Below are 18620 nucleotides of genomic sequence, written 5' to 3' on the forward strand. Positions count from 1 at the left end.
CATGCTGGTCGGATACGGCGCGATCGCCCTGCTACTCCTGCTGATCGTGGTCGTCCTCGAACGCTCCAAGCGGGCGAACCACGACTTCAGCGACTACACGGTCGCCGGACGCTCCTTCGGCTCCTGGTATCAGACCATGTCGTTCCTGAACACATGGCTGCCCGGATCGATCTTCATCTCCTTCACCGGCCTGGCCGCGGGCTCCGGGGTGCTCGGCTTCTACTACCTGCCCTACTCGCTGCTCGCCGTGGTGCTGATGTTCTTCATGGCCCAGCGCGTACACGACTGGGGGCGCCGCTTCGACCTGCGCACCCAGGCGGACTTCCTCGGCCTGCGCTTCGGCTCCCGCCACGTGCGGACCGTCGCCGCCGTCATCGGCATCGTGGCGTCGTTCCCCTGGCTGGTCCTGGGGCTGCAGTCGCTCGGCCTGGTGTTCTCGTACCTGTCCTTCGGACGGGTGTCGGCGAACGCCGCCATCCTGATCGGCATCGGCTTCCTCGCGCTGCGCCAGATCTGGACGGTCCGCATGGGAATGCGCGGCGTCGTGGTCAGCGACATGGTCCAGGGCCTGGTGGCGTACGTGCTGGGGTTGTGCGTCATCCTCGGGCTGCTGGTGTGGCTGCTCACGAACGGGCACACCATGGACAAGCTCCCCGGCACGTTCTTCTCGCTGCCCGGACCCGGCAGCGAGACCGGCCCGCTCTACCTGATGTCGATCGTGCTGACCGGCGCGCTCGGCGGCTGGTGCTGGCCGGACATCTTCGTACGGCTGTTCACGGCGCGCAGCGCGGCGGTCATCAAGCGGTCGGCGGTGCAGATCGCGCCCTACGTCCTCGTCTTCGCCACCGCGCTGACCCTGCTGGGCATGCTGGCCTCGACGGTCCCCGGCGTCTCGGCCGCGCCCGACCACGTCTGGTTCATCACGGCGGGCGTCGGCGGCACGGTGCTCGTGGCCCTGGCCGGGGTCATCGTCCTGGCCGCCACCATGGGCAACGTCGACGCCAACATGCAGGCCTGCGGCGCGCTGATCACCAACGACGTGCTGCCCCGCCGCGCGGACGGCCGCCCCGACGACGGGCGGGAGACCGCCGCGGCCAAGACCGCCGTGATCGTGCTGACCGTGCTCGCCGCGGCCGCCGCCGCCGCGACCTCGAACAGCCAGGGCCTGGCCAGCCTCGCGATCATCTCCTACCAGGGCATCTGCCAGCTCGCACCGGCGCTCTTCCTCGGCATCTTCTGGAGGCGAGGCACCGCGACCGGGGCGATCACGGCCATGCTGACCGGGTTCGCCGTCGCCGCGGTGCTCCAGGCGGCGTACGAAACCTCGATTCCCTGGCTCGGCGGGCTGACCTCCGGCGTGGCCGGTCTGATCGTCAACACCGCCGTCTACGTCGGTCTCGCGTTCCTCGGGCCGCGCTCGCAGGCCGAGGAAGCCCGGATCGCCGCCCTCTTCGACGACGTCGCCGGCGCGACCCGGCCCGAAACCCTCCCCACCCAGTAAGGAGCCTGGAAACCCATGACGACCGGATACGTCTGGCACGAGCGCTACGCCTGGCACGACACGGGCACGCACGCCGGCCTGCTGCCCGCGGGCGGCGCCGTCCAGCCATTCCGGAACTTCGAGAGCCCGGAGTCCAAGACCCGGTTCGCCGGGCTCGTCGAGGTCTCCGGGCTGCTCGACCACCTGCTGCGCGTCCCGGCGCGACCCGCCACGGAAGAGGACCTGCTGCGCGTGCACAGCCCCGCGCACGTGGCACGCATCCGGGCCCTCAGCGAAGCGGGCGGCGGCGACGCGGGCGACGGACAGTCCCCCTTCGGACCGGGCTCGTACGAGATCGCCAGGCTGGCGGCGGGCGGGACGATCGCGGCGACCGAGGCGGTGCTGACGGGGGCGGCGGACAACGCGTACGCGCTGGTCCGCCCCCCGGGGCACCACGCGGAGCGCGACCGCGGAATGGGCTACTGCCTGTTCGCCAACATCGCGGTCGCCGTGGAGTGGGCGCGCGCCAACCACGGGGTGCGCCGGGTCGCGGTCGTCGACTACGACGTGCACCACGGCAACGGGACGCAGTCGGCGTTCTACGAGGACCCCGACGTCCTGACCGTCTCCATCCACCAGGAACACCTGTTCCCGCAGCACAGCGGCACGCTCGCGGAGACCGGCGCGGGAGCGGGCGCGGGGACGGCGCTCAACATTCCCCTTCCGGCCGGATGCGGCAACGGCGCCTACACCGAGGCGTTCCGCCGCGTGGTGGTGCCCGCCGTACGGGCGTTCGCCCCCGAACTCATCATGGTGGCGAGCGGGTTCGACGCCTCCGCGGCGGACCCGCTGGGGCGGATGACCGTGACGGCCGCCGGATACCGTGCGCTGACCCGGCAGCTGATGGACGTCGCCGAGGAGGTCTGCGGGGGCCGCCTCGTCATGTCCCACGAGGGCGGCTACTCCCCCGTGTACGTTCCGTTCTGCGGCCTGGCCGTGCTGGAGACCCTGTCGGGACACGAAACCGGCGTCGGAGACCCCTTCAACGAGGTGTGGGCCTCCTCTCCGCAGCACCCCCTCACCTCGTGGCAGGACGACGTGCTGAAGAAGGCCGAACGGCTCGCCCACAGCCTCGGCCTGCTCGCCCCCTCGCTTCCGGACCCCGGCGAGCCTACGCCGGGGCGTACGTGAGGCAGTCGGCCTCGTCCAGGGAGTAGCCGATGTCGATGCCGGGCGCCTGGCATTCCAGCGCCACGTTGTGCCGGCAGTCGGACATCTTGCAGGCGCCCACCCGGCCCACGGTCGTCTGGTCGCCCCCCTGCGCGGGCGCGGTGAAGAACGTGTCGCAATGCGCGTGCGACGCGTCCCCGACCGTGATCGCGGTGGCGTGGCACATGCGGTCACGGTTGTACGCACACGAGGTGGCCTCGCAACGGTTGACTACGGGCATCTCCATGAGCGGCTGTTCCCCCCTGGCGGTCGCGGCTTTCGCCCCGCTCATACCGCTGTTGACCAGGTCGGCAATCTCCGCCGCGGCCCCAGACTCGGCCAAGCCACGCCAGCGGCTCAGTGCAGCAGCTCAGTGCAGCAGCTCAGTGCAACAGTTCCTCGGCCGCGGCGAGGAGCTTCAGGGCGGTCGGGTCGGCGGCCCCGCCGCCCCGCGGCACCCGGTCGGAGATCCGCTGCAGCAGCACGTGGACGTCGTCGCCGCCCGGCGCGGCCGGGAGCGCCGTCTCGGCTCGCCTGAGCCGCAGCAGAAGCTCCAGGCCGTACGCGGCCTGGGCGGCGAGCAGCGCGAGGAGGTCCACGTCGGCGAGGTCCCCCCGCCAGGTGGCGGACCTGTCGAGCACCTCCAGCACGCCGATGCAGCTCTCCTGCCGGATGACCGGCGCGGCCATGATGCTGCGGGGGACGTACCCGGTGGACTCGGCGGCGTCGTGGGCGAACTGCGGCACCGCGGCCACCTCGTCGGCGATCATCGGCTGGCCGCTCGCCGCGACCCAGCCCGCGATGCCCGTGCCGGGCGCGAAACGCGTCCCGACCAGGTGCTGCTCCCCCTCGCCCGAGACGGCCTCGAAGACCAGCTCGCCGGTCTCCTGGTCCACCAGGAAGACCGACGCCGCGGCCGAGGCGAAGACGTTCCGGGCGACCTCGACGGTGGACTGCAACAGCCTGCGTTCGGTGATTTCGCTGCCGGAGCGCCGTTCATGCACGGACATGCGCGTCTCCCTTGGATGCGACGACATTGCTGGCGGCCAGATAGAGCACGGACTTGAGCTGGAAGGGGGTCATCCACCGGTGCCTGCTCAGGATGAGCGCGCAGATCCCGGTGATGTGCGGCGCGGCGAAGCTGTTCCCGGTGCTGCGGATCTCCCTGCCGCGGCGCCAGGCCACCGGGACCCGGACACCCCGGGCGAGGAACTCGGCCGGCGGCGCGGGGTTGTAGTAGTAGGTCATCGGATCCGGTTCGTCGTGGCTGGCCACCGAGATGACCGAGGAGAAGGTCCAGGGGAAGCTGACCACCGGCATGTTGTGGGCCGAGGCCACCAGAAGGCAGCGCCGGAAGTACGCGCGGTCGGCCAGCTCGTGCAGCGCGGGCAGATACTGGCTCCTGGTCGTGGACAGGCTGAGGTTGACCAGGTCGAAGCCCTCCTCGACGGCCCAGCGCAGCCCGGCCAGGAGGGCGCCGCCGCTGCCGGAGCGCCCGTCGGTCAGCACCCGCACCGAGGTCAGCGAGACGGCCGGGGCGATCGAGCGGATCACTCCGGCGCACGCGGTCCCGTGCCCCACGGGGTCCTCCGGGTCGCAGTCGACCACCGTCAGATCGTCGCCGTCGGCGGCGACCACCAGCGACCGCTCCACGCCGCCGACCCGCGGATGAGCGGCGTCCACGCCGGTGTCGAGCACGCAGACGCGCACGCCCGCCCCGTCGGCCCGGCCCGCCCCGTCGGCCTGGCCCGCCCCGTCGGCCTGGCCCGCGCTGTCACCACCCGCGCTGTCACCACCCGCGCTGTCATCACCCCATGCCCACTCCCTGGTGACGTCCTCCAGGCGGCTCACGCCGAACTCCTCGGGGGCCAGCCGGGAGGTCGCCAGGCTCCAGGCCGGCACGCCGGGGAATTGCTCACGCCGCTCCCGGCGCCATGGCGGCTCCGTCACGGTCACCTCTCCTCCTCGATCCACCGGCGTACCCGCCGGGCGGGCAGCTCCGCTCCCTTGGCCGCGTAGCCGCGCAGCGCGCGAGCCGCGGCCAGGGCCGCCGGGCCGGCGCGCCCGGCCGCCCGGTGCGCCACCGCCAGGTCGGCCAGCACGTCCCCGCGCAGGCAGGGGTCGTCGGTGCGGGCGAGCAGCTCCTCCGCGCGGGCGGCGAGGGCGCCCGACGTGGCGTGGTCGCCGTCAAGGGACGCCACCCGGGCGCTCAGCGCGAAAAGGGTCAGCTCGCCGCGGGCCTGCAGCCGTCCGCCCGCGGCCCGCAGCCGGTCCAGCTCCCGCGCGGCCTCGGGGTGACGCCCCTGCCGGAGCAACTCGCGCGCCGCGTAGAGCTCCAGCGTCCTGGCCGGCTCGGACTGGCCCGCCCGGTGGAGGTCCGCCGCCGCCCTTCGGAACAACGCCTCCGCCTCGGCGTGCCGGTCGACGAGCGACTCCACCAGCCCGCGCACCTGGAGGACCGCGGTCGCCGCGAGGCCGAGGTGGAGGTCGCCGGCGTGCCGGTCGGCCTTGTCGAGGACGGCCCTGGCGGCGGTGACGTAGCCGGCCAGCGCGAGCAGCCGCGCCTCGGTGACCAGGACGGGCAGCAGCATCGCCCGGTCGGCGCGGAATCTGGCCGACACCCCGACGCACAGACTCAGCCCCTCGGCCAGCGGCGTGGGGGACCACTGCGCCAGCTCGCAGAGCCCGCTGAGCAGGCGATTCTCCTCATACCTGTCGCCGAGGGAGCGGGCCCGGGCCAGGGCGTCGCGCAGCGCCGCCTCGGCCGCCCCGAACCGGCCCTCGCCGATGCGCACCAGCGCCTCCAGATGGTGGAAACGGCACCAGCCGAGGTCGTCACCCGGGTCGGCGGCCAGCAGGTCCCGGAACGGCTCGGCCGACGCGGGACGGGTGCCGAAGCGCACCGCCAGGGTCTCGCGCTGGATGGCGCAGGTGAGCCGGCCCCGCCGGTCGTCCGGCAGCATCCGCTCGGCCACGTCCAGTGCGTCGTACGGCCGGTCGGCCTCGCCCCGGGCCAGCCGGGCGTCACAGATGCGCACGGCCAGCGTCCGGTGCTCGGCGTGCCCGGCAGGCAGCAGGTCGCGTCCCCGCTCCAGCAGGGCGACGGCGGCGGGCAGGTCCTTGCGGTGCAGCGCCTGGGTGCCCTCGCCGACGAGAGCGCGGGCGGCCCGCTCGGTGAGCGCGGGCAGCAGCGGGTCGTCCGGCCGCACCTCCCGTTTGAGCAGGCAGGCCGTCTCCAGGTGGCGGGCCAGGTCGCCGTGCGAGCTCTCCTCGCCGGTATGAGACGAGGGGGCGGCGCGGGGCGGGACGGCGGCGGCCCGGCCGGTGATCCGGTCGGCGAGGGCCAGATGCCAGGTGGCCCGCAGGTCCTTGCGGGTCATGGCGTAGACCGTGTCGCGGGTCAGCGTCTGGGTGAAGTGGAACGACCCCGGCGCATCCCCCCGCCGGACCATGCGCTTGCGGATCAGGCGCCCGAGCAGCTCGTCGACGTCGAGCCGGGCCCGTGGCTCGGCCGCGCAGAGGACGCCGAGCTGGCCGCGGGTGAAGACGTGGCCGATCGTGGCGGCGCGTTCGAGCACGTCGCGCTCCCCCTCGTCGAGCAGGTCCAGGCGCGCACCGAGCAGCGCCTGGATGGTGGGCGGCAGCGGGGAGTCCTCCCCCTCCTCGGCAAGCGTCTCCAGCAGCAGCTCGGCGAACAGCGGGTTGCCGTCGGAGCTCCGCGCGACACGCCGGCACAGGGCCTGGCCCGCGGCCATGTCGTGGGCGACCACCTCGGCCTCCTGCAGCCGGTTCGCGGCCAGCTCGGCGACCAGCCGTTCCATCTGCGCGTCGTCGAGCGCCCCCAGCTCCACGGCGACGGCGCGGTCCGTGTCGTCCCCCCAGGCGGGCCGCGCCTCCAGCAGCTCGGGGCGGGCCACCCGTACGACCAGGACGGGCACGTCGGCGAGCCGCGCCGCGAGGTCGTCGATCAGGTCGAGCAGGGTCGGCTCGGCCCAGTGCAGGTCCTCCCAGACCGCCACCAGCGGCCCCCGCCCGGCCAGCGCCTCGAACAATGTGCGCACCGCCCGGGAGATCTCCTCGACACCCGCGTTCTCTCCGGTGCGCGGCGCACGCGAGGCGTCGGCGGTCACCAGGCCGCGCAGGGTGGAGCCGCTCGCCTCCTCCAGCGCCGGCAGGATGTCCGGCCAGCCGCCGCCGAGCGACTCGACCATCTCCACGATGGGGCGATAGGTGATCCCCACGCCGTACGAGCGGCACCTGCCGGTGATCACGGTGGCCCCGGCGGGCAGCTCGTGGACGAAGTCGCGCACGAGCCTGGACTTGCCGATGCCCGGCACGCCGAGCACGGTCACCACCCGGCACCGGCGGTCCCGCACCGCCTCGCTGTACGCCGCGCGCAGCCTCCCGGTCTCCGTGGCGCGGCCGATGAGCGGGATCTGGTCGTCGTCGTGGCCGCTCTCCGGCTCCAGCGACGTCACCCGCCAGGCCCGCACGGGGTTGCTCTTGCCCTTCAGCGTGAGCGGCGGCACGGGCTCGAGCCGCGCCTGGGCGCGGACCATGCGCGCGACCTCGTCCCCGACGAGGATCTCGCCGACGCCCGCGGCGGACTGCAGGCGGGCGGCCGTGTTGACGGTGTCGCCGATGACGCGCAGGTCCGCTCCCGGAGTGGCGATGACCACCGCCTCACCGGCGCTCACGCCGCAGTGCACGTCGAGCCGGATCCCGTGCGTGGGGGCCAGGCCGTCGCTCAGCTCCCGCACCCGCTGCAGCGCGGCGTGCGCGGCGCGGACCGCCCGGAGCGCGTCGTCCTCGCGGCCGGCGGGGATGCCGAAGGCCGCCATGATCGCATCCCCGATGTACTTCTCCACGACGCCGCCGTGCTCGCGGATGCCGGAGGTGCACGCCTGGTAGTAGCGGTCGAGGACGTCCCGGAGGAGCTCGGGGTCGAGCCGCTCGGCGAGCTCCGTCGAGCCGACCAGGTCGATGAAGACGACGACGACGTTCCGGCGCGCAGGGCGGGCCGCCCCTGCGCCCATCAGGATCCTCCGAGGATCACCAGCTGTGCGAACACACGTACGATCCTTTGCTGGGTGCGTGATGATGTGCGGCGTGGCGCAGATCGTGAAGCGGGCCTACAAGTACCGCTTCCACCCGACCCCAGGGCAAGCCGAAGAGCTTGCCCGGACGTTCGGATGCGTGCGCCTGGTCTACAACAAGGCGCTGGAGGAGCGCACCCGCGCCTACACCTTGCAGGGTCGCCGGGTGTCCTACGTGGAGTCCTCGGCGATGCTCACCCGGTGGAAGCGCAGTGGAGACTACGACTTCCTGTCGGAGGTCTCCTCCGTTCCCCTGCAGCAGGCTGCGCGCTGGTACGGGCGGGAGGTGCTGGTCGTGGACCGGTGGTTTCCCTCCTCCAAGCTGTGCTCCGCCTGCGGCGCTCTGCAGCAGTCCATGCCGTTGAACATCCGGCAGTGGACCTGTTCGTGCGGTGCGGCCCATGACCCGGACGTCAACGCCGCCAAGAACATCCTCGCCGCCGGGCCGGCGGCGAGGTGAAACGCCTGTGGAGCTGGTGCAAGACCTCAACGAGAGTCCTCTCGGACGAGGCGACCGGCAGTGAAGCAGGAAGCCCAACCGGCGACGGTTGGATCCCCTCGTTAACGAGGGGAGGATGTCAAACGAGTTTCAGTTCCTGTCCCTCGACCTCGCCGGCCGCCGCGTCCAGGCGGGTCTTGATCGAGTTGAGCAGCTCGACCTCCGGCCTGCTCAGCTCGGCGAACACCTGCCGCTGCCGCTCGTTGAGCAGGTCCACCGGGTGGCCCGCCTCGCGCAGGGCCGTCAACGGGTCGAACGGCGCCGGCCCGCCCTGAACCTCGCGGCTGTTCATCGGCCACCTCCTGGTCGTGCGGGACCTGCCGGCCTGTGGTGCCTGCCGGTCACTGTGGTACGCCGCCAACGGTAAGGACGGAGGGTTCAGGGCCAGTATGGCGACGCCATGCCGCCGCCATACTGGCGGCGAACGGGCTGAACCAGGCCGCGACAGGTCCCGCATACCGGCCCCATACCGCGTCCCTACTGGACGCCAACCACCGGTCGGGACGCTCCGAACATGAGCGAGCGATTCGGCAAGCACAGTGAGCTGCCGCCGCTGCGCCGCAACTCCCGGTTCCAGATGCTCTGGATCGGCCGTCGGAGCTGGGAACGACGCTCACCTGGGCGGCCTTCCCGCTGCTGATCCTGGCGGTCACCGGCTCCGCCGCGCTCACCGTCGCCGTCCTGGCCGATCGGGTGGCGCTGTGGCAGATCACGGCGGTCGCGGTGGTGACCGGCGCGGCCGACTCCTTCTTCGGCCCCGCCCAGGCCGCCGCGATCCGCGCCACCGTGGCTCCCGGGCAGCTCCCCGACGCGTACGCCCAGGAGGAGGCGCGCGGGCACGCGGCCTCCCTCGCCGGGCCGCCGCCCGGCGGTTTCCTGTTCGGCCTGGGCCGGGCCTTCCCGTTCGCCGTGGACGCGCTCGGCTACCTGGTCTCGCTGGTGTGCGTCGTACGCGCCCCGCGCTGCGCGGCCTCGACGTGCCGGCTCCCGCCGCCACCGAGGCCGGGCCTTCAGCGGTTCCCGTCCCCGCCCAGCTCGGCCGCGAACCGGTGGGCGAGTGGTGACATCGCGTACGACAGGGCGTGGGCGACCACCTCGGCGTCGGTCTCGATCTGCGGGATCGACAGGACGCCGGCCTCCAGCAGGGACTCGATGACCCGCTCGCCCGGCCCCTCTGTGCCGTCCAGCGCGGCGACGAGCTCGTCGTGCCCGAAGACAGGGCCGTCGAGCGCGCCCAGGGCGAGGAACGCGGGGCGGTGCGGCCACGACGGGTGGGCGTAGGACTCCTCGAACCGCCGGCGCAGCGACACGTCCCCCGCGACGAACTCGTCCAGCACGTTCTCGGTCCGTTCCAGCCGCTCGGCCAGCGGGCCGAGCGGCAGGTGCCGCAGCCCGGCGAGGCGGCACCCCAGCAGGCGCAGGACCAGGGGCGACAGCCCATACGTGCGGAAGATCCGCAGGACGGCGGGCAGATCCCCGGCCACCCGGTCGCGGCCGATCAACCGGCTCAGGAACTCGACGCCCTCGCTCGTGGACAGGTCGTCGAGACCGATCCTGGCCACCGACTCCAGCCCGCTGAGCCTGCTCCGGCTCGCCACCAGGACCCTGCTCGACGTGGTGCCGGGAAGCAGCATGCGGACGCTCGACTCGTCCGGCGAGTCGTCGAGGACCAGCAGGACCTTCCGGTCGGCGAGCCACGACCGCCAGACGGAGGCCAGCACGTCGTCCTCGCGCACACCGGCGACCTCCAGCCCCACGTCCTCCAGGATCTCCCGCTGGACGTCCCCGGCCGATCTGGGGGCGCCGTGGCGCCGCAGCGGGATCACCACCGCGCCGTCCGGGTAGCGGGGGGCCAGCATGTGCGCGACGTGGACGGCGAGGGCGGTCTTGCCGGTGCCCAGCCCGCCCGTGATCACCGTGACGGGCGCGGGCTCGTCCAGGATGCGCCGCACCTCCGCCTCCCGGCCCACGAAGTCGTCGACGTCGCGGGGCAGCCGGTTCGCCAGGGCGCGTACGGGCCGGGGGCGGGCGGCGCCGGCTAGGCCGGGAAGTCGCGCGGGCGGGGGCCCGTCACCGCGGAGGATGGCCTGGTAGAGCTGCCTGATCATCGGGCTGGGATCGATGCCCATCTCGGCGGCGAGGTGCCGGCGCAGGCCCTCGAAGTGCGCCAGGGCCTCGGCCGCCCGCCCGCACCGTGACAGCGCGGTCATCCTGGCCGCGGCGACGCGCTCGCGGGCGGGGAACCGCGCGGCGACGACGTCGAGGGAGCCCAGGGTCTCGACGTGGCGGCCCAGCTCGATCTCCAGCTCGACCCAGTCCTCGTAGATCGACAGGAAGAGCTCGGTGAAGCGGCCCACCTCGGCGGCCACGAGCGGGACGTGGCAGAACTCCTCGAGCGGCCGTTCCCGCCACATGCGGACGGCGTCGCCCAGCAGCGCGGCGGCGGCGACGAGGTCCCCGCTCCGCACGGCGGCGCGCCCCGACCTGCCCAGCTCCAGGAAGCGCAGCAGGTCGAGCTCCTCGCGATCGGCGCGCATGCGGTAGCCCCACCCCTGGAAGCTGATCCGGTCGCCCACGATCTTGCGCAGCGCGGACACGTAGACCTGCAGGTTCTTGCGCGCCGTACGCGGCGGGGTCTCGCCCCACAACGAGTCGATCAGATGGTCCGACGGGATGACCGCGTTCGCGTGGCACAGCAGTATCGCCAGGAGGAGCCGTTGCTTCGGAGCGCCGATGACGGCCCTGCGGCCCGCGACGCGGACCTCCAGCGAACCGAGTACAGAACAGTGCAGTCGTGGCGAGCTCACGTCACCCATGGCGCATTCCTTGGTCCGGGTCTGCGCGGCGACCCCGGTCACCGGCGGGAGCCGCGTGTCCGGGTGCCAAGCAGGAGGAAATCGACGAGTTCGAGCGGCGATGGAGGTCCGGCGTTCCCCAGGGCCGCCAGGTGGAGCGTCCTTGTCGCGAGCGCGACGGCGGTGGAGACCGCGCGCCCCCCGGCCTTCGCCTCGAACCAGCGCCAGTCGCCGTCGGTGTTGACCTCGAGGAACACCACCTCGCCCGCGCTGAGCAGCAGGTCGAAGGCGCCGTAGGTCAACCCCCACAGGCTCGCGAGCGCGCGTACGGCGTCGGCGACCGCGGGCGGGGCGGCGACCGGCGTGACCGTCACCTCGGCCTCCTCCCGCCACGGCGAGTCGGGGGCGCGCTTGCCGACGGCGTACGCGTGCACGGCTCCGGCGACGTGGTAGACCCGCAGCTCGGCGTCGTGCTCGACGTGTTCCTGCACGATGACCGGATAGTCGAGGGCGGGCCGGCGCAGGACCTCCGCGCGTGCCGCGATCTCGGGAAGCGCGCCGGTCAGGAGGCCGGGCGAGGTCTCGACGAAGTGCTCCCCGACGACCTTGACCACGACCCTGCTGCCCGGCATCGCGGCGGCCGCCTCCGCCGGTGCGGTGGTGACGACCGTCCGGGGGACGCGGATGCCGGCCGCCGCCGCGCCGGCGAGCTGCTCCAGGCGGCCGGGGCGGTTGCCGGGCAGGCTCGCGGGCGCGAGCGAGCAGAGCTGGCGGACGAACGCGTGCCAGGACTCGGCCCGCAGGAGGGTCTGTGCGGCATCCGCCGTCGCGGGCATGGCCCGGGGCGAGAAGTGACGCGCCCAGACGACGGTCGGAGCGATGCGGCGGCCGTCGAGGTCGAGCACGCCACACGTCCCCCCTCCGGTTCTCGCCCGGCCGTGCCCGGCCCCGCCGGTCACCGTGGCGGACAGCTGCAGCGAGGCCACGCTCTCGGCGTCGACGCGTACGCTCGGCACGCCGAGGCGGTGCAGGGTGTCCTGGAGGACGGCGAACTCGGCGCAGCCCGCACGGTCGGCCAGCACGACGCAGGGCACGGCGTCCGCGGCCGCTCCGGCGTCCGGCGGCCGCCACGACACCGCGCCCGGCGATCCGCGCAGGTCCACGGTGAGGTGAGGGCCGCACGACCGGCCGGGCCCGGCCGGGGCCGGGACGCCGGTGGCGCTCAACAAGGCGTGATCGCAGCCGTGCGCGATCCGAATCCGCCACTTCGCGCCGGTGACGTCTCCACCGGCATCGTTTTTATGATCACGCCCATATCCCACAAGTCAACGGTGGCCCCGGTTTGCTGTCAATAGAACGCAATGTGGCTAATCGATAGTTTTATAGTGATATATGGGAGTTGTGTATTCTGGCAGGTCATCATCCATGCGTGTCCGGAAATTGGCGACTGCCGGAAGCCCTGTCTGCGGTTCTGTCCTGGCGTGTAATTTGTGGTCAGTAGCAATTCCCGTATTAGGGCATACCTCTGCTGATCGCGAATCACACGGCCGTTGACGGCCACGGCGGCCGGTGGCCGTTCCGGTGCGGCACATAAACTGGGAGGCACTCGTGCGGAATCCGCCCCCTTCGCGACCGTCGCGCGGACCTGCGGGCAGGCGGGCGACAGGCTGAGCGGCAGGCCGGGTGGCGAGGATGGGAGGGCGGCGTGAGCCGGCGCGTACGCGGAGACCGGGAGGAGACGGATCTGCCGGTCGACCCCGACGTGGACCTCCGCCACGAACGGGACATGTTCCGCCGGCCGGCGGCCCCGGCCCGCCGCCGGACCTGGGACGTCCTCGCGATGATCGCTCTCGGCGGCGGGGCCGGCGCCGTGGCCAGGTATCTGGTCAGCCGGGCGATCCCCGCCTCGCCCACCGGATTCCCCTGGGCGACGTTCCTCGCCAACGTCACCGGCTGCCTCACGCTCGGGGCCCTGATGGTCTTCGTCCTGGACGTCTGGCCGCCGCGCCGCTACGTTCGTCCGTTCCTCGGGGTCGGCTTCCTCGGCGGATTCACGACGTTCTCCACTTTCGCGGCGGAGATCGTGGAAAGGTCGTCGCGCGGCGCGTGGCCGATGGCCGCCGTGTACGCCGCGAGCAGCCTGGCCGCCGGTCTGGTCGCGGTCTGGTGCGGCATCGTCCTCGCCCGCGCCGTGGCGGGCCTCCCCGTACGGCGGCGTGGGAGGAGAGAGGAATGAGACTGCACGGCCCGGCGCAGCGACTGACGATCTTGATAGGGGAGAGCGATCAGTACCGGCACCGGCCTCTGTACAGCGAGATCGTGCACCGGGCGCGCACGATGGGCCTGGCCGGGGCGAGCGTGTTCCGGGGCATCGAGGGCTTCGGCGCCTCCTCGCGCATCCACACCAGCCGCCTGCTGTCGCTCAGCGAGGACCTGCCCATCGCCGTCGTCATCGTGGACGTCCCGGAGAGGATCAGCGCGTTCGTGGCGGAGCTGGACGAACTGGTGACCGAGGGCCTGGTGATCGTCGATCCCGTGGAGGTCTACCGCTACGTGGGGCGTGAGCCGGGGCGGGCGGAGCCGTGACCCTGCTGCTCGTCTTCCTCGGCGGCGCCGTCGGCGCTCCCGCCCGCTACCTGGCCGACCGGCTGGTGCAGCGCCTGCACGACAGCGTGTTCCCCTGGGGCACGCTGTCGGTCAACGTGGCCGGGTCGCTCCTGCTCGGGCTGCTGCTCGGCGCGAGGGACGGCCTCGGGCTGCCCGCCGCGGCGGTCACCCTGCTCGGCGCCGGCTTCTGCGGCGCGCTCACGACGTTCAGCACGTTCGGCTTCGAGAGCGTACGGCTGCTGGAGGAGGGCTCGGTCCTGGAGGCCGGGCTCAACGCGCTCGGCAGCCTGGTCCTCGGCGTCCTCGCCGCCGCCGCCGGATTCGCCCTGGCCGCCCTCCTCGCCTGAGATGACCCTCGCCTGAGACGAACCGTGCCTGAGACGAAACACGCCGCCCCGCGGGCGGAGGAGCGGGGCGGCGTGTCGCTGTGGCTGACGGGTCAGTGGTGCCTGTGCCCGTGGCCGTCGTGCTTCTGGGTCCAGGGACCGGTGATCGCGAAGACGTAGCCGGGGGTCTGGATGTTGGCGAACAGGATGCGCCCGTCGTCGCTGAACGTCGGCCCGGTGAACTCGCTGTCGTTGAGCTCGTTGCGGGCCATCGGGTAGGGAGCGCCCTTGTCGGTCACGCCGACCAGGTGCGACAGGCCCTCGCCGTCCTCGGCGAGGATGACCCCGCCGTACGGCGAGACGGTGATGTTGTCCGGCCCGTCGTAGTTGGTGTCCTGCTCCGGGTCGGGGTTGACGCCGAAGATCGTCTTGAGCGTGACGGTCTCCGACTCGGGGTCGTAGAACCAGACCTGGCCGTCGTGCTCGTTGACGCTGCCGTCGCCGTGCCGGGCGTAGCTGGCGACGAAGTACGCCCCGCCGTCGCCCCACCAGGCACCCTCCAGCTTGCGGCTGCGGGTGATCTGGTCGTCGGTGAACTGCTTGCGCACCGAGGTCGTCCTGGCGTCCCGGTCCGGCACGTCGACCCACTCGACCTTGTAGCGCGTGCCCGGCTGGGTCGCCTCGGACAGGTCGGCGATGTGCTTGTTGCCCTTGCGGCACCGCATGGCCTGCAGCTTCCCGGCGGTGTCGCCGCCGGGGCCGAGGGCCAGCGCGCGCAGCGCGCCCTTGCGGCCGCGGAAGCCGTGGGGCGGGGTCCAGCGGAAGTACAGGCCGTTCGGGCCGCTCGCGTCCTCGGTCAGGTAGATCTCCGAGTTGCGCGGGTTGACCGCGACGGCCTCGTGGGAGTAGCGGCCGAGGAACTTCAGCGGCACCGGGTTCTTGTTGGCCTCGCGGTCGAACGGGTCGACCTCGAAGACGTACCCGTGGTCCTTCTGGAACGCGCCGCCCGCCCGCTGCTCGGTCTCCTCACAGGTCAGCCAGGTGTTCCACGGCGTGATGCCGCCCGCACAGTTGTTGTGCGTGCCGGCCACGCTGACGTACTCGCGGACCCGGTTGCCGTTCCTGTCGACCTCGATGTTCGTGGTGCCGCCCTTCGCACCCGGGTCGTAAGTCAGGCCCGGCAGGGCGGGCACGCCGTAGGGCTCGCCGCCGCCGATCTCGTGGTTGTTCACCAGCACCCAGCCGTCACGGCCGCGGAAGCAGCCGGTGCCGTCGGCGTCGCTCGGGGTCGGCTCGCCCGACTCCAGCAGCGTCTTGCCGGCCTGTGCGACGATCTTGTACGAGAAGCCCTTGGGCAGGGCGAGCAGGCCGGCGGGGTCGGCGACGACCGGGCCGTACCCGATCGTCTTGCCGACCCCCGCCTGGGCGGCCTGGGCGGCGGCGGGGCCGGCGATCGCCTCGATGCTGCCCGCGATGGCGATGCCGAGGCCGCCGGCGGCGGCCGAGCGCATGAGGTCGCGGCGGGAGAGGGAGGAACTCACAGACGTACCTTTCGGTGCATACGGCAGGCATTGTGATCCCATTCCCCCGCCCTGAACCTCTCCTTCCGTGAAACGGACGCGTGGGTGAACACGCGACAACGATCTCAGGAAGGCATATCCCGCCTGGGTGTCACTTCGCCAGGAAGGCGAGGAGCGCGTCGGTGACCTCCTGGGCGTGGGTCCACAGCAGGCCGTGCGGGGCACCCTCGATCTCGACGTACTCGGCCTGGGGGAGCGCCCGGTGGAACGGGCGGCCGGTGGAGTCGATGGGCAGGATGCGGTCGGCGGTGCCGTGCACGATGAGCGTCGGAACGTCGATCTTGGGGATGTCGGCCCGGAAGTCCGTCGTCCAGGTGGGGACGGCCGCGGACGAGGCATACCATGAGGCGCCCGCGGCGGTGTTCCAGTTGGCCCGGACGACCTCCTCGCTCAGGCGGGTGCCGAGGTTCTCATCGGTGTTGTAGAAGGCGTTGTAGAAGTCGGTGAAGTAGGCGTAGCGGTCCTTGGTGACGGCCTCGAGGATGCCCTCGAACACGCTGCCGTCCACGCCCTCCGGGTTGTCCTCCGTCTTGAGCAGGAACGGTTCGAGGGAGGCCAGGAACGCGGCCTTGGCCACCCGCGCCGAGCCGTACGTGCCAAGGTAGCGGCCGACCTCGCCGGTGCCCATGGAGAAGCCGACGAGGATCACGTCACGCAGGTCGAGGGTCTCCAGCAGCGTGTTCAGGTCGGCGGCGAAGGTGTCGTAGTCGTAGCCGACGGTGGGCTGGCTCGACTGGCCGAAGCCGCGGCGGTCATAGGTGATGACGCGGTAGCCGGCGCCGAGCAGGGCGGGAATCTGCTTCTCCCACGAGTGGCCGTCCAGCGGATAGCCGTGGATGAGCACGATGGGCTGCCCGCTGCCGTGGTCCTCGTAGTACAGGTTGATGTCGGTGCTGTTCTCCTGGCCGACGGTGATGTACGCCATGACGCGCTCCTTCTGATCTCCAGTGCGTGACCCGTGAGACTTCGTCGCACAGGCGACGGAATCCGGCGGCCCTTGCAACCGGTTTCCTCGTACGCACTAGAGGCTAGACCACGATTAGATTGTGCGCAAGGTAATCGCGCCCGTGGTGATCACCTGGGACCTGCTGCCGGTAAGGTCGCGGTTGTGCGGATCGTCAAGGATGCAGGTGAACCGGCATACGGCTCGCGTGCGGACTGCCAGGTTTGACCCCGCGCTCAGCAGGGTCACGCCCCGTCGTCCCTTCCCGATTCGGCGACGCGGTCCGTGCGGAAAGGTAGTAGTCGGTTGCGAAAGATCGGCTGGGGATGATCGCGCTCTTCCTGGCCGCGTTCGCGGTCTTCGAGAGCGTCAAGTGCGGCTTGCCGACCACCGTCGTCCGGGTGGTGAGGGCGGCTCTCAGCCCCGCCGGTTCGCGTAGGCGGTGACGTTGGCGGTCAGGCGGCGCAGCGTGGCGAGCGTGCGGGTGAACTCCTCGGGGTCGAGCGCCATCGCGTCGCCGACCGCGGTGAAGATGTGGTCGCTGCGCTCCCGCAGCCCGGCGCCCTTCTCGGTCAGCGTGATCTGCACCGTGCGTTCGTCGTCGGCGCGGCGCTCCCGGCGCAGCAGGCCGTTCGCCTCCAGGCGCTTGAGCAGGGGCGTCATCGTGCCGTAGTCGAGGTGCAGCGCGGCGCCGAGTTCCTTGACCGTGACGCCCTCCTCGGGGCCGTCCCACAAGACCAGCAGGACCAGGAACTGCGGGTAGGTGAGACCCATCTCGTCGAGCAGAGGCCGATAGAGGCCGGTGACGGCGCGGGAGGCGGCGTAGAGCGCGAAGCACATCTTGTCGTCGAGTACGCGGGGAAGCCGCTGCTCGCTCGTGGTGCTGGTCATCTTTCCACTCTAGGAGCCTGGCCCGCCATTCGCACGTGAACGGTCCAATCGTGCGCGAGGTTTTTTCGGGTGGCGTGACCCGGCCCCGGCCGGGTCACGCCCGCCCCGTCAGCGGCAACCGTGCAGCACCACGGGCTTGCCGCAGCTCATGGTCCCCGCGCCCGCGCCCGCGCCGACGCCGGCCTTCGCGTTCAGGTTCAGGTCGAGGGCGACGCCGAGGCCCACTTCGAGGCTCGCGTCGACCTCGGCGCCGAGATCCCGGGCGGCGGCCGAGGGTGTGGCGGCCTTCGGCGTGTCACACCCGCAGTCCGCGTACGCGGGCGCGGTGGCGAGCAGGCCCGCACAGGTCAGGGCGGCCAGGGACAGAAGGCGGAAAGGGCGGTGCATGAAGATTCCTCATCTCAGATGTAACTAATCGTGTTCGATCGTTACTCTTCGTATCCGTGTCGAGGTTGTGGCAAACTCAGGGCGCTCCCGGCGAAGCACCAAAAGCCGGGCGAGAGCCGATGGCGAAGCGGCCACTGCCCGCCGCCAGGTTCGGACGTGCCGTCGGTGGCCGTCAGAGGAGACCGGCCGCCGCCTGCGTCTTTGACGCCACCCTGCCGGATGCCGCGGGCCGGGCACTCCACACACGACTGAGGCCGGGTCGTCCACAGCCTGTGGACGACCCGGCCTCAGGATGATTCAGCGGAAGCGCCGGAGGCGGAGGCTGTTGCTGACGACGAAGACGCTGGAGAACGCCATCGCCGCTCCGGCGATCATGGGGTTGAGCAGTCCGGCGGCGGCCAGCGGCAGCGCCGCGACGTTGTAGGCGAACGCCCAGAACAGGTTGCCCTTGATCGTGCGCAGCGTGCGCCGTGACAGCCGGATCGCATCGGCCGCCACCCGCAGATCCCCCCTGACCAGGGTCAGATCGGCCGCCTCGATCGCCACGTCGGTGCCCGTGCCCATCGCCAGGCCCAGATCGGCCTGGGCCAGCGCGGCGGCGTCGTTGACCCCGTCACCGACCATCGCCACCGTCTTGCCCTCGGCCTGCAGCCGCTTGACCACGTCCACCTTGCCGGCCGGCAGCACCTCGGCGATGACCTCGGCGATGCCGACCTGGGCGGCGACCGCCTGGGCGACCGCCTGGTTGTCGCCGGTCAGCAGCACCGGCGTGAGGCCGAGGGCGCGCAGGTCCTTGACGGCCTCCGC

At 72.1% G+C, this 18620-nt stretch carries 18 protein-coding genes and 1 pseudogene; 7 read left to right on the forward strand and 12 right to left on the reverse strand.

Features of this window, described 5'->3' with window-relative positions; translation table 11 throughout:
* Position 1: 1 nt before the first annotated feature.
* Both ABZ857_RS13815 and ABZ857_RS13820 read left to right on the forward strand, forming a co-directional pair.
* Positions 2–1501 carry a sodium:solute symporter family protein gene (locus ABZ857_RS13815; protein ID WP_357042574.1) on the forward strand — a complete coding sequence of 500 codons (1500 nt, stop codon included), beginning with the start codon at positions 2–4 and terminating at the stop codon, positions 1499–1501.
* Positions 1502–1516: 15 nt separating this feature from the next.
* The gene (locus ABZ857_RS13820) at positions 1517–2671 is read left to right on the forward strand and encodes a class II histone deacetylase (protein WP_357042498.1); all 1155 of its coding nucleotides are present in this window, start codon (positions 1517–1519) and stop codon (positions 2669–2671) included.
* On the opposite strand, the gene ABZ857_RS13825 is transcribed toward ABZ857_RS13820, so the two are convergent.
* The 4 genes from ABZ857_RS13825 to ABZ857_RS13840 all read right to left on the reverse strand — a co-directional run bounded on the left by ABZ857_RS13825 (position 2652) and on the right by ABZ857_RS13840 (position 7725).
* Complete coding sequence (locus tag ABZ857_RS13825; RefSeq protein WP_357042501.1) at positions 2652–2936, reverse strand: DUF1540 domain-containing protein; 285 nt, start codon at positions 2934–2936, stop codon at positions 2652–2654. The genes ABZ857_RS13820 and ABZ857_RS13825 overlap by 20 nt on opposite strands.
* Positions 2937–3072: 136 nt before the next feature.
* Entirely contained in the window at positions 3073–3699 is a 627-nt protein-coding gene (locus tag ABZ857_RS13830) for a GAF domain-containing protein (protein WP_357042504.1), read from the reverse strand.
* Positions 3686–4645, reverse strand: coding sequence for a S8 family serine peptidase (locus tag ABZ857_RS13835; RefSeq protein WP_357042507.1), 960 nt, complete (start codon positions 4643–4645; stop codon positions 3686–3688). The genes ABZ857_RS13830 and ABZ857_RS13835 overlap by 14 nt, the downstream gene beginning before the upstream one ends.
* Positions 4642–7725: an adenylate/guanylate cyclase domain-containing protein gene (locus ABZ857_RS13840; RefSeq protein WP_357042510.1), complete on the reverse strand. Its 3084-nt coding sequence runs from the start codon at positions 7723–7725 to the stop codon at positions 4642–4644. The genes ABZ857_RS13835 and ABZ857_RS13840 overlap by 4 nt, the downstream gene beginning before the upstream one ends.
* A 64-nt stretch (positions 7726–7789) precedes the next feature.
* Here ABZ857_RS13840 and ABZ857_RS13845 point away from each other — a divergent pair.
* Positions 7790–8350 (forward strand): annotated as a pseudogene (locus ABZ857_RS13845) (helix-turn-helix domain-containing protein).
* A 13-nt stretch (positions 8351–8363) separates the two neighbouring features.
* Here the strand turns inward: ABZ857_RS13845 and ABZ857_RS13850 are convergent.
* A complete protein-coding gene (locus ABZ857_RS13850) occupies positions 8364–8576 on the reverse strand; it encodes an aroma-sacti cluster domain-containing protein (RefSeq protein WP_036409041.1) in 213 nt (70 codons plus the stop codon).
* Positions 8577–8798: 222 nt separating this feature from the next.
* Between ABZ857_RS13850 and ABZ857_RS13855 the strand changes: the two genes are divergently transcribed.
* Positions 8799–8924: a hypothetical protein gene (locus ABZ857_RS13855; RefSeq protein WP_357042513.1), complete on the forward strand. Its 126-nt coding sequence runs from the start codon at positions 8799–8801 to the stop codon at positions 8922–8924.
* A gap of 370 nt (positions 8925–9294) precedes the next feature.
* Here the strand turns inward: ABZ857_RS13855 and ABZ857_RS13860 are convergent, their stop codons facing one another.
* Positions 9295–11100, reverse strand: a complete 1806-nt coding sequence (locus tag ABZ857_RS13860; RefSeq protein WP_357042516.1) for a BTAD domain-containing putative transcriptional regulator — start codon at positions 11098–11100, stop codon at positions 9295–9297.
* 38 nt (positions 11101–11138) lie between these two features.
* The gene (locus tag ABZ857_RS13865; RefSeq protein ID WP_357042519.1) at positions 11139–12305 is read right to left on the reverse strand and encodes a hypothetical protein; all 1167 of its coding nucleotides are present in this window, start codon (positions 12303–12305) and stop codon (positions 11139–11141) included.
* Positions 12306–12784: 479 nt separating this feature from the next.
* On the opposite strand from ABZ857_RS13865, the gene crcB (ABZ857_RS13870) reads away from it, so the two are divergent.
* The 3 genes from crcB (ABZ857_RS13870) to crcB (ABZ857_RS13880) are packed head-to-tail and all read left to right on the forward strand — an operon-like array spanning position 12785 to position 14033.
* Positions 12785–13315 carry a fluoride efflux transporter CrcB gene (crcB, locus tag ABZ857_RS13870; RefSeq protein WP_357042522.1) on the forward strand — a complete coding sequence of 177 codons (531 nt, stop codon included), beginning with the start codon at positions 12785–12787 and terminating at the stop codon, positions 13313–13315.
* Positions 13312–13665 carry a DUF190 domain-containing protein gene (locus tag ABZ857_RS13875; protein ID WP_357042525.1) on the forward strand — a complete coding sequence of 118 codons (354 nt, stop codon included), beginning with the start codon at positions 13312–13314 and terminating at the stop codon, positions 13663–13665. The genes crcB (ABZ857_RS13870) and ABZ857_RS13875 overlap by 4 nt, the downstream gene beginning before the upstream one ends.
* Positions 13662–14033 (forward strand): fluoride efflux transporter CrcB, encoded by a 372-nt coding sequence (gene crcB / locus ABZ857_RS13880; RefSeq protein ID WP_357042528.1) that lies wholly within the window; start codon positions 13662–13664, stop codon positions 14031–14033. The genes ABZ857_RS13875 and crcB (ABZ857_RS13880) overlap by 4 nt, the downstream gene beginning before the upstream one ends.
* Positions 14034–14125: 92 nt before the next feature.
* Here crcB (ABZ857_RS13880) and ABZ857_RS13885 read toward each other — a convergent pair whose 3' ends face one another.
* The 5 genes from ABZ857_RS13885 to ABZ857_RS13905 all read right to left on the reverse strand — a co-directional run.
* The gene (locus ABZ857_RS13885) at positions 14126–15553 is read right to left on the reverse strand and encodes an alkaline phosphatase PhoX (RefSeq protein WP_357042531.1); all 1428 of its coding nucleotides are present in this window, start codon (positions 15551–15553) and stop codon (positions 14126–14128) included.
* Positions 15554–15683: 130 nt separating this feature from the next.
* The gene (locus ABZ857_RS13890) at positions 15684–16517 is read right to left on the reverse strand and encodes an alpha/beta hydrolase (RefSeq protein ID WP_357042533.1); all 834 of its coding nucleotides are present in this window, start codon (positions 16515–16517) and stop codon (positions 15684–15686) included.
* A gap of 435 nt (positions 16518–16952) precedes the next feature.
* Positions 16953–17426 carry a MarR family transcriptional regulator gene (locus ABZ857_RS13895; RefSeq protein ID WP_357042536.1) on the reverse strand — a complete coding sequence of 158 codons (474 nt, stop codon included), beginning with the start codon at positions 17424–17426 and terminating at the stop codon, positions 16953–16955.
* Positions 17427–17534: 108 nt separating this feature from the next.
* Positions 17535–17813, reverse strand: a complete 279-nt coding sequence (locus ABZ857_RS13900) for a hypothetical protein (RefSeq protein ID WP_357042539.1) — start codon at positions 17811–17813, stop codon at positions 17535–17537.
* Positions 17814–18110: 297 nt separating this feature from the next.
* The coding region (locus ABZ857_RS13905; protein WP_357042542.1) for an HAD-IC family P-type ATPase at positions 18111–18620 on the reverse strand (510 nt) is incomplete at its 5' end.

The sequence above is a fragment of the Microbispora sp. NPDC046933 genome, from assembly GCF_040644635.1.
GTDB lineage: Bacteria > Actinomycetota > Actinomycetes > Streptosporangiales > Streptosporangiaceae > Microbispora.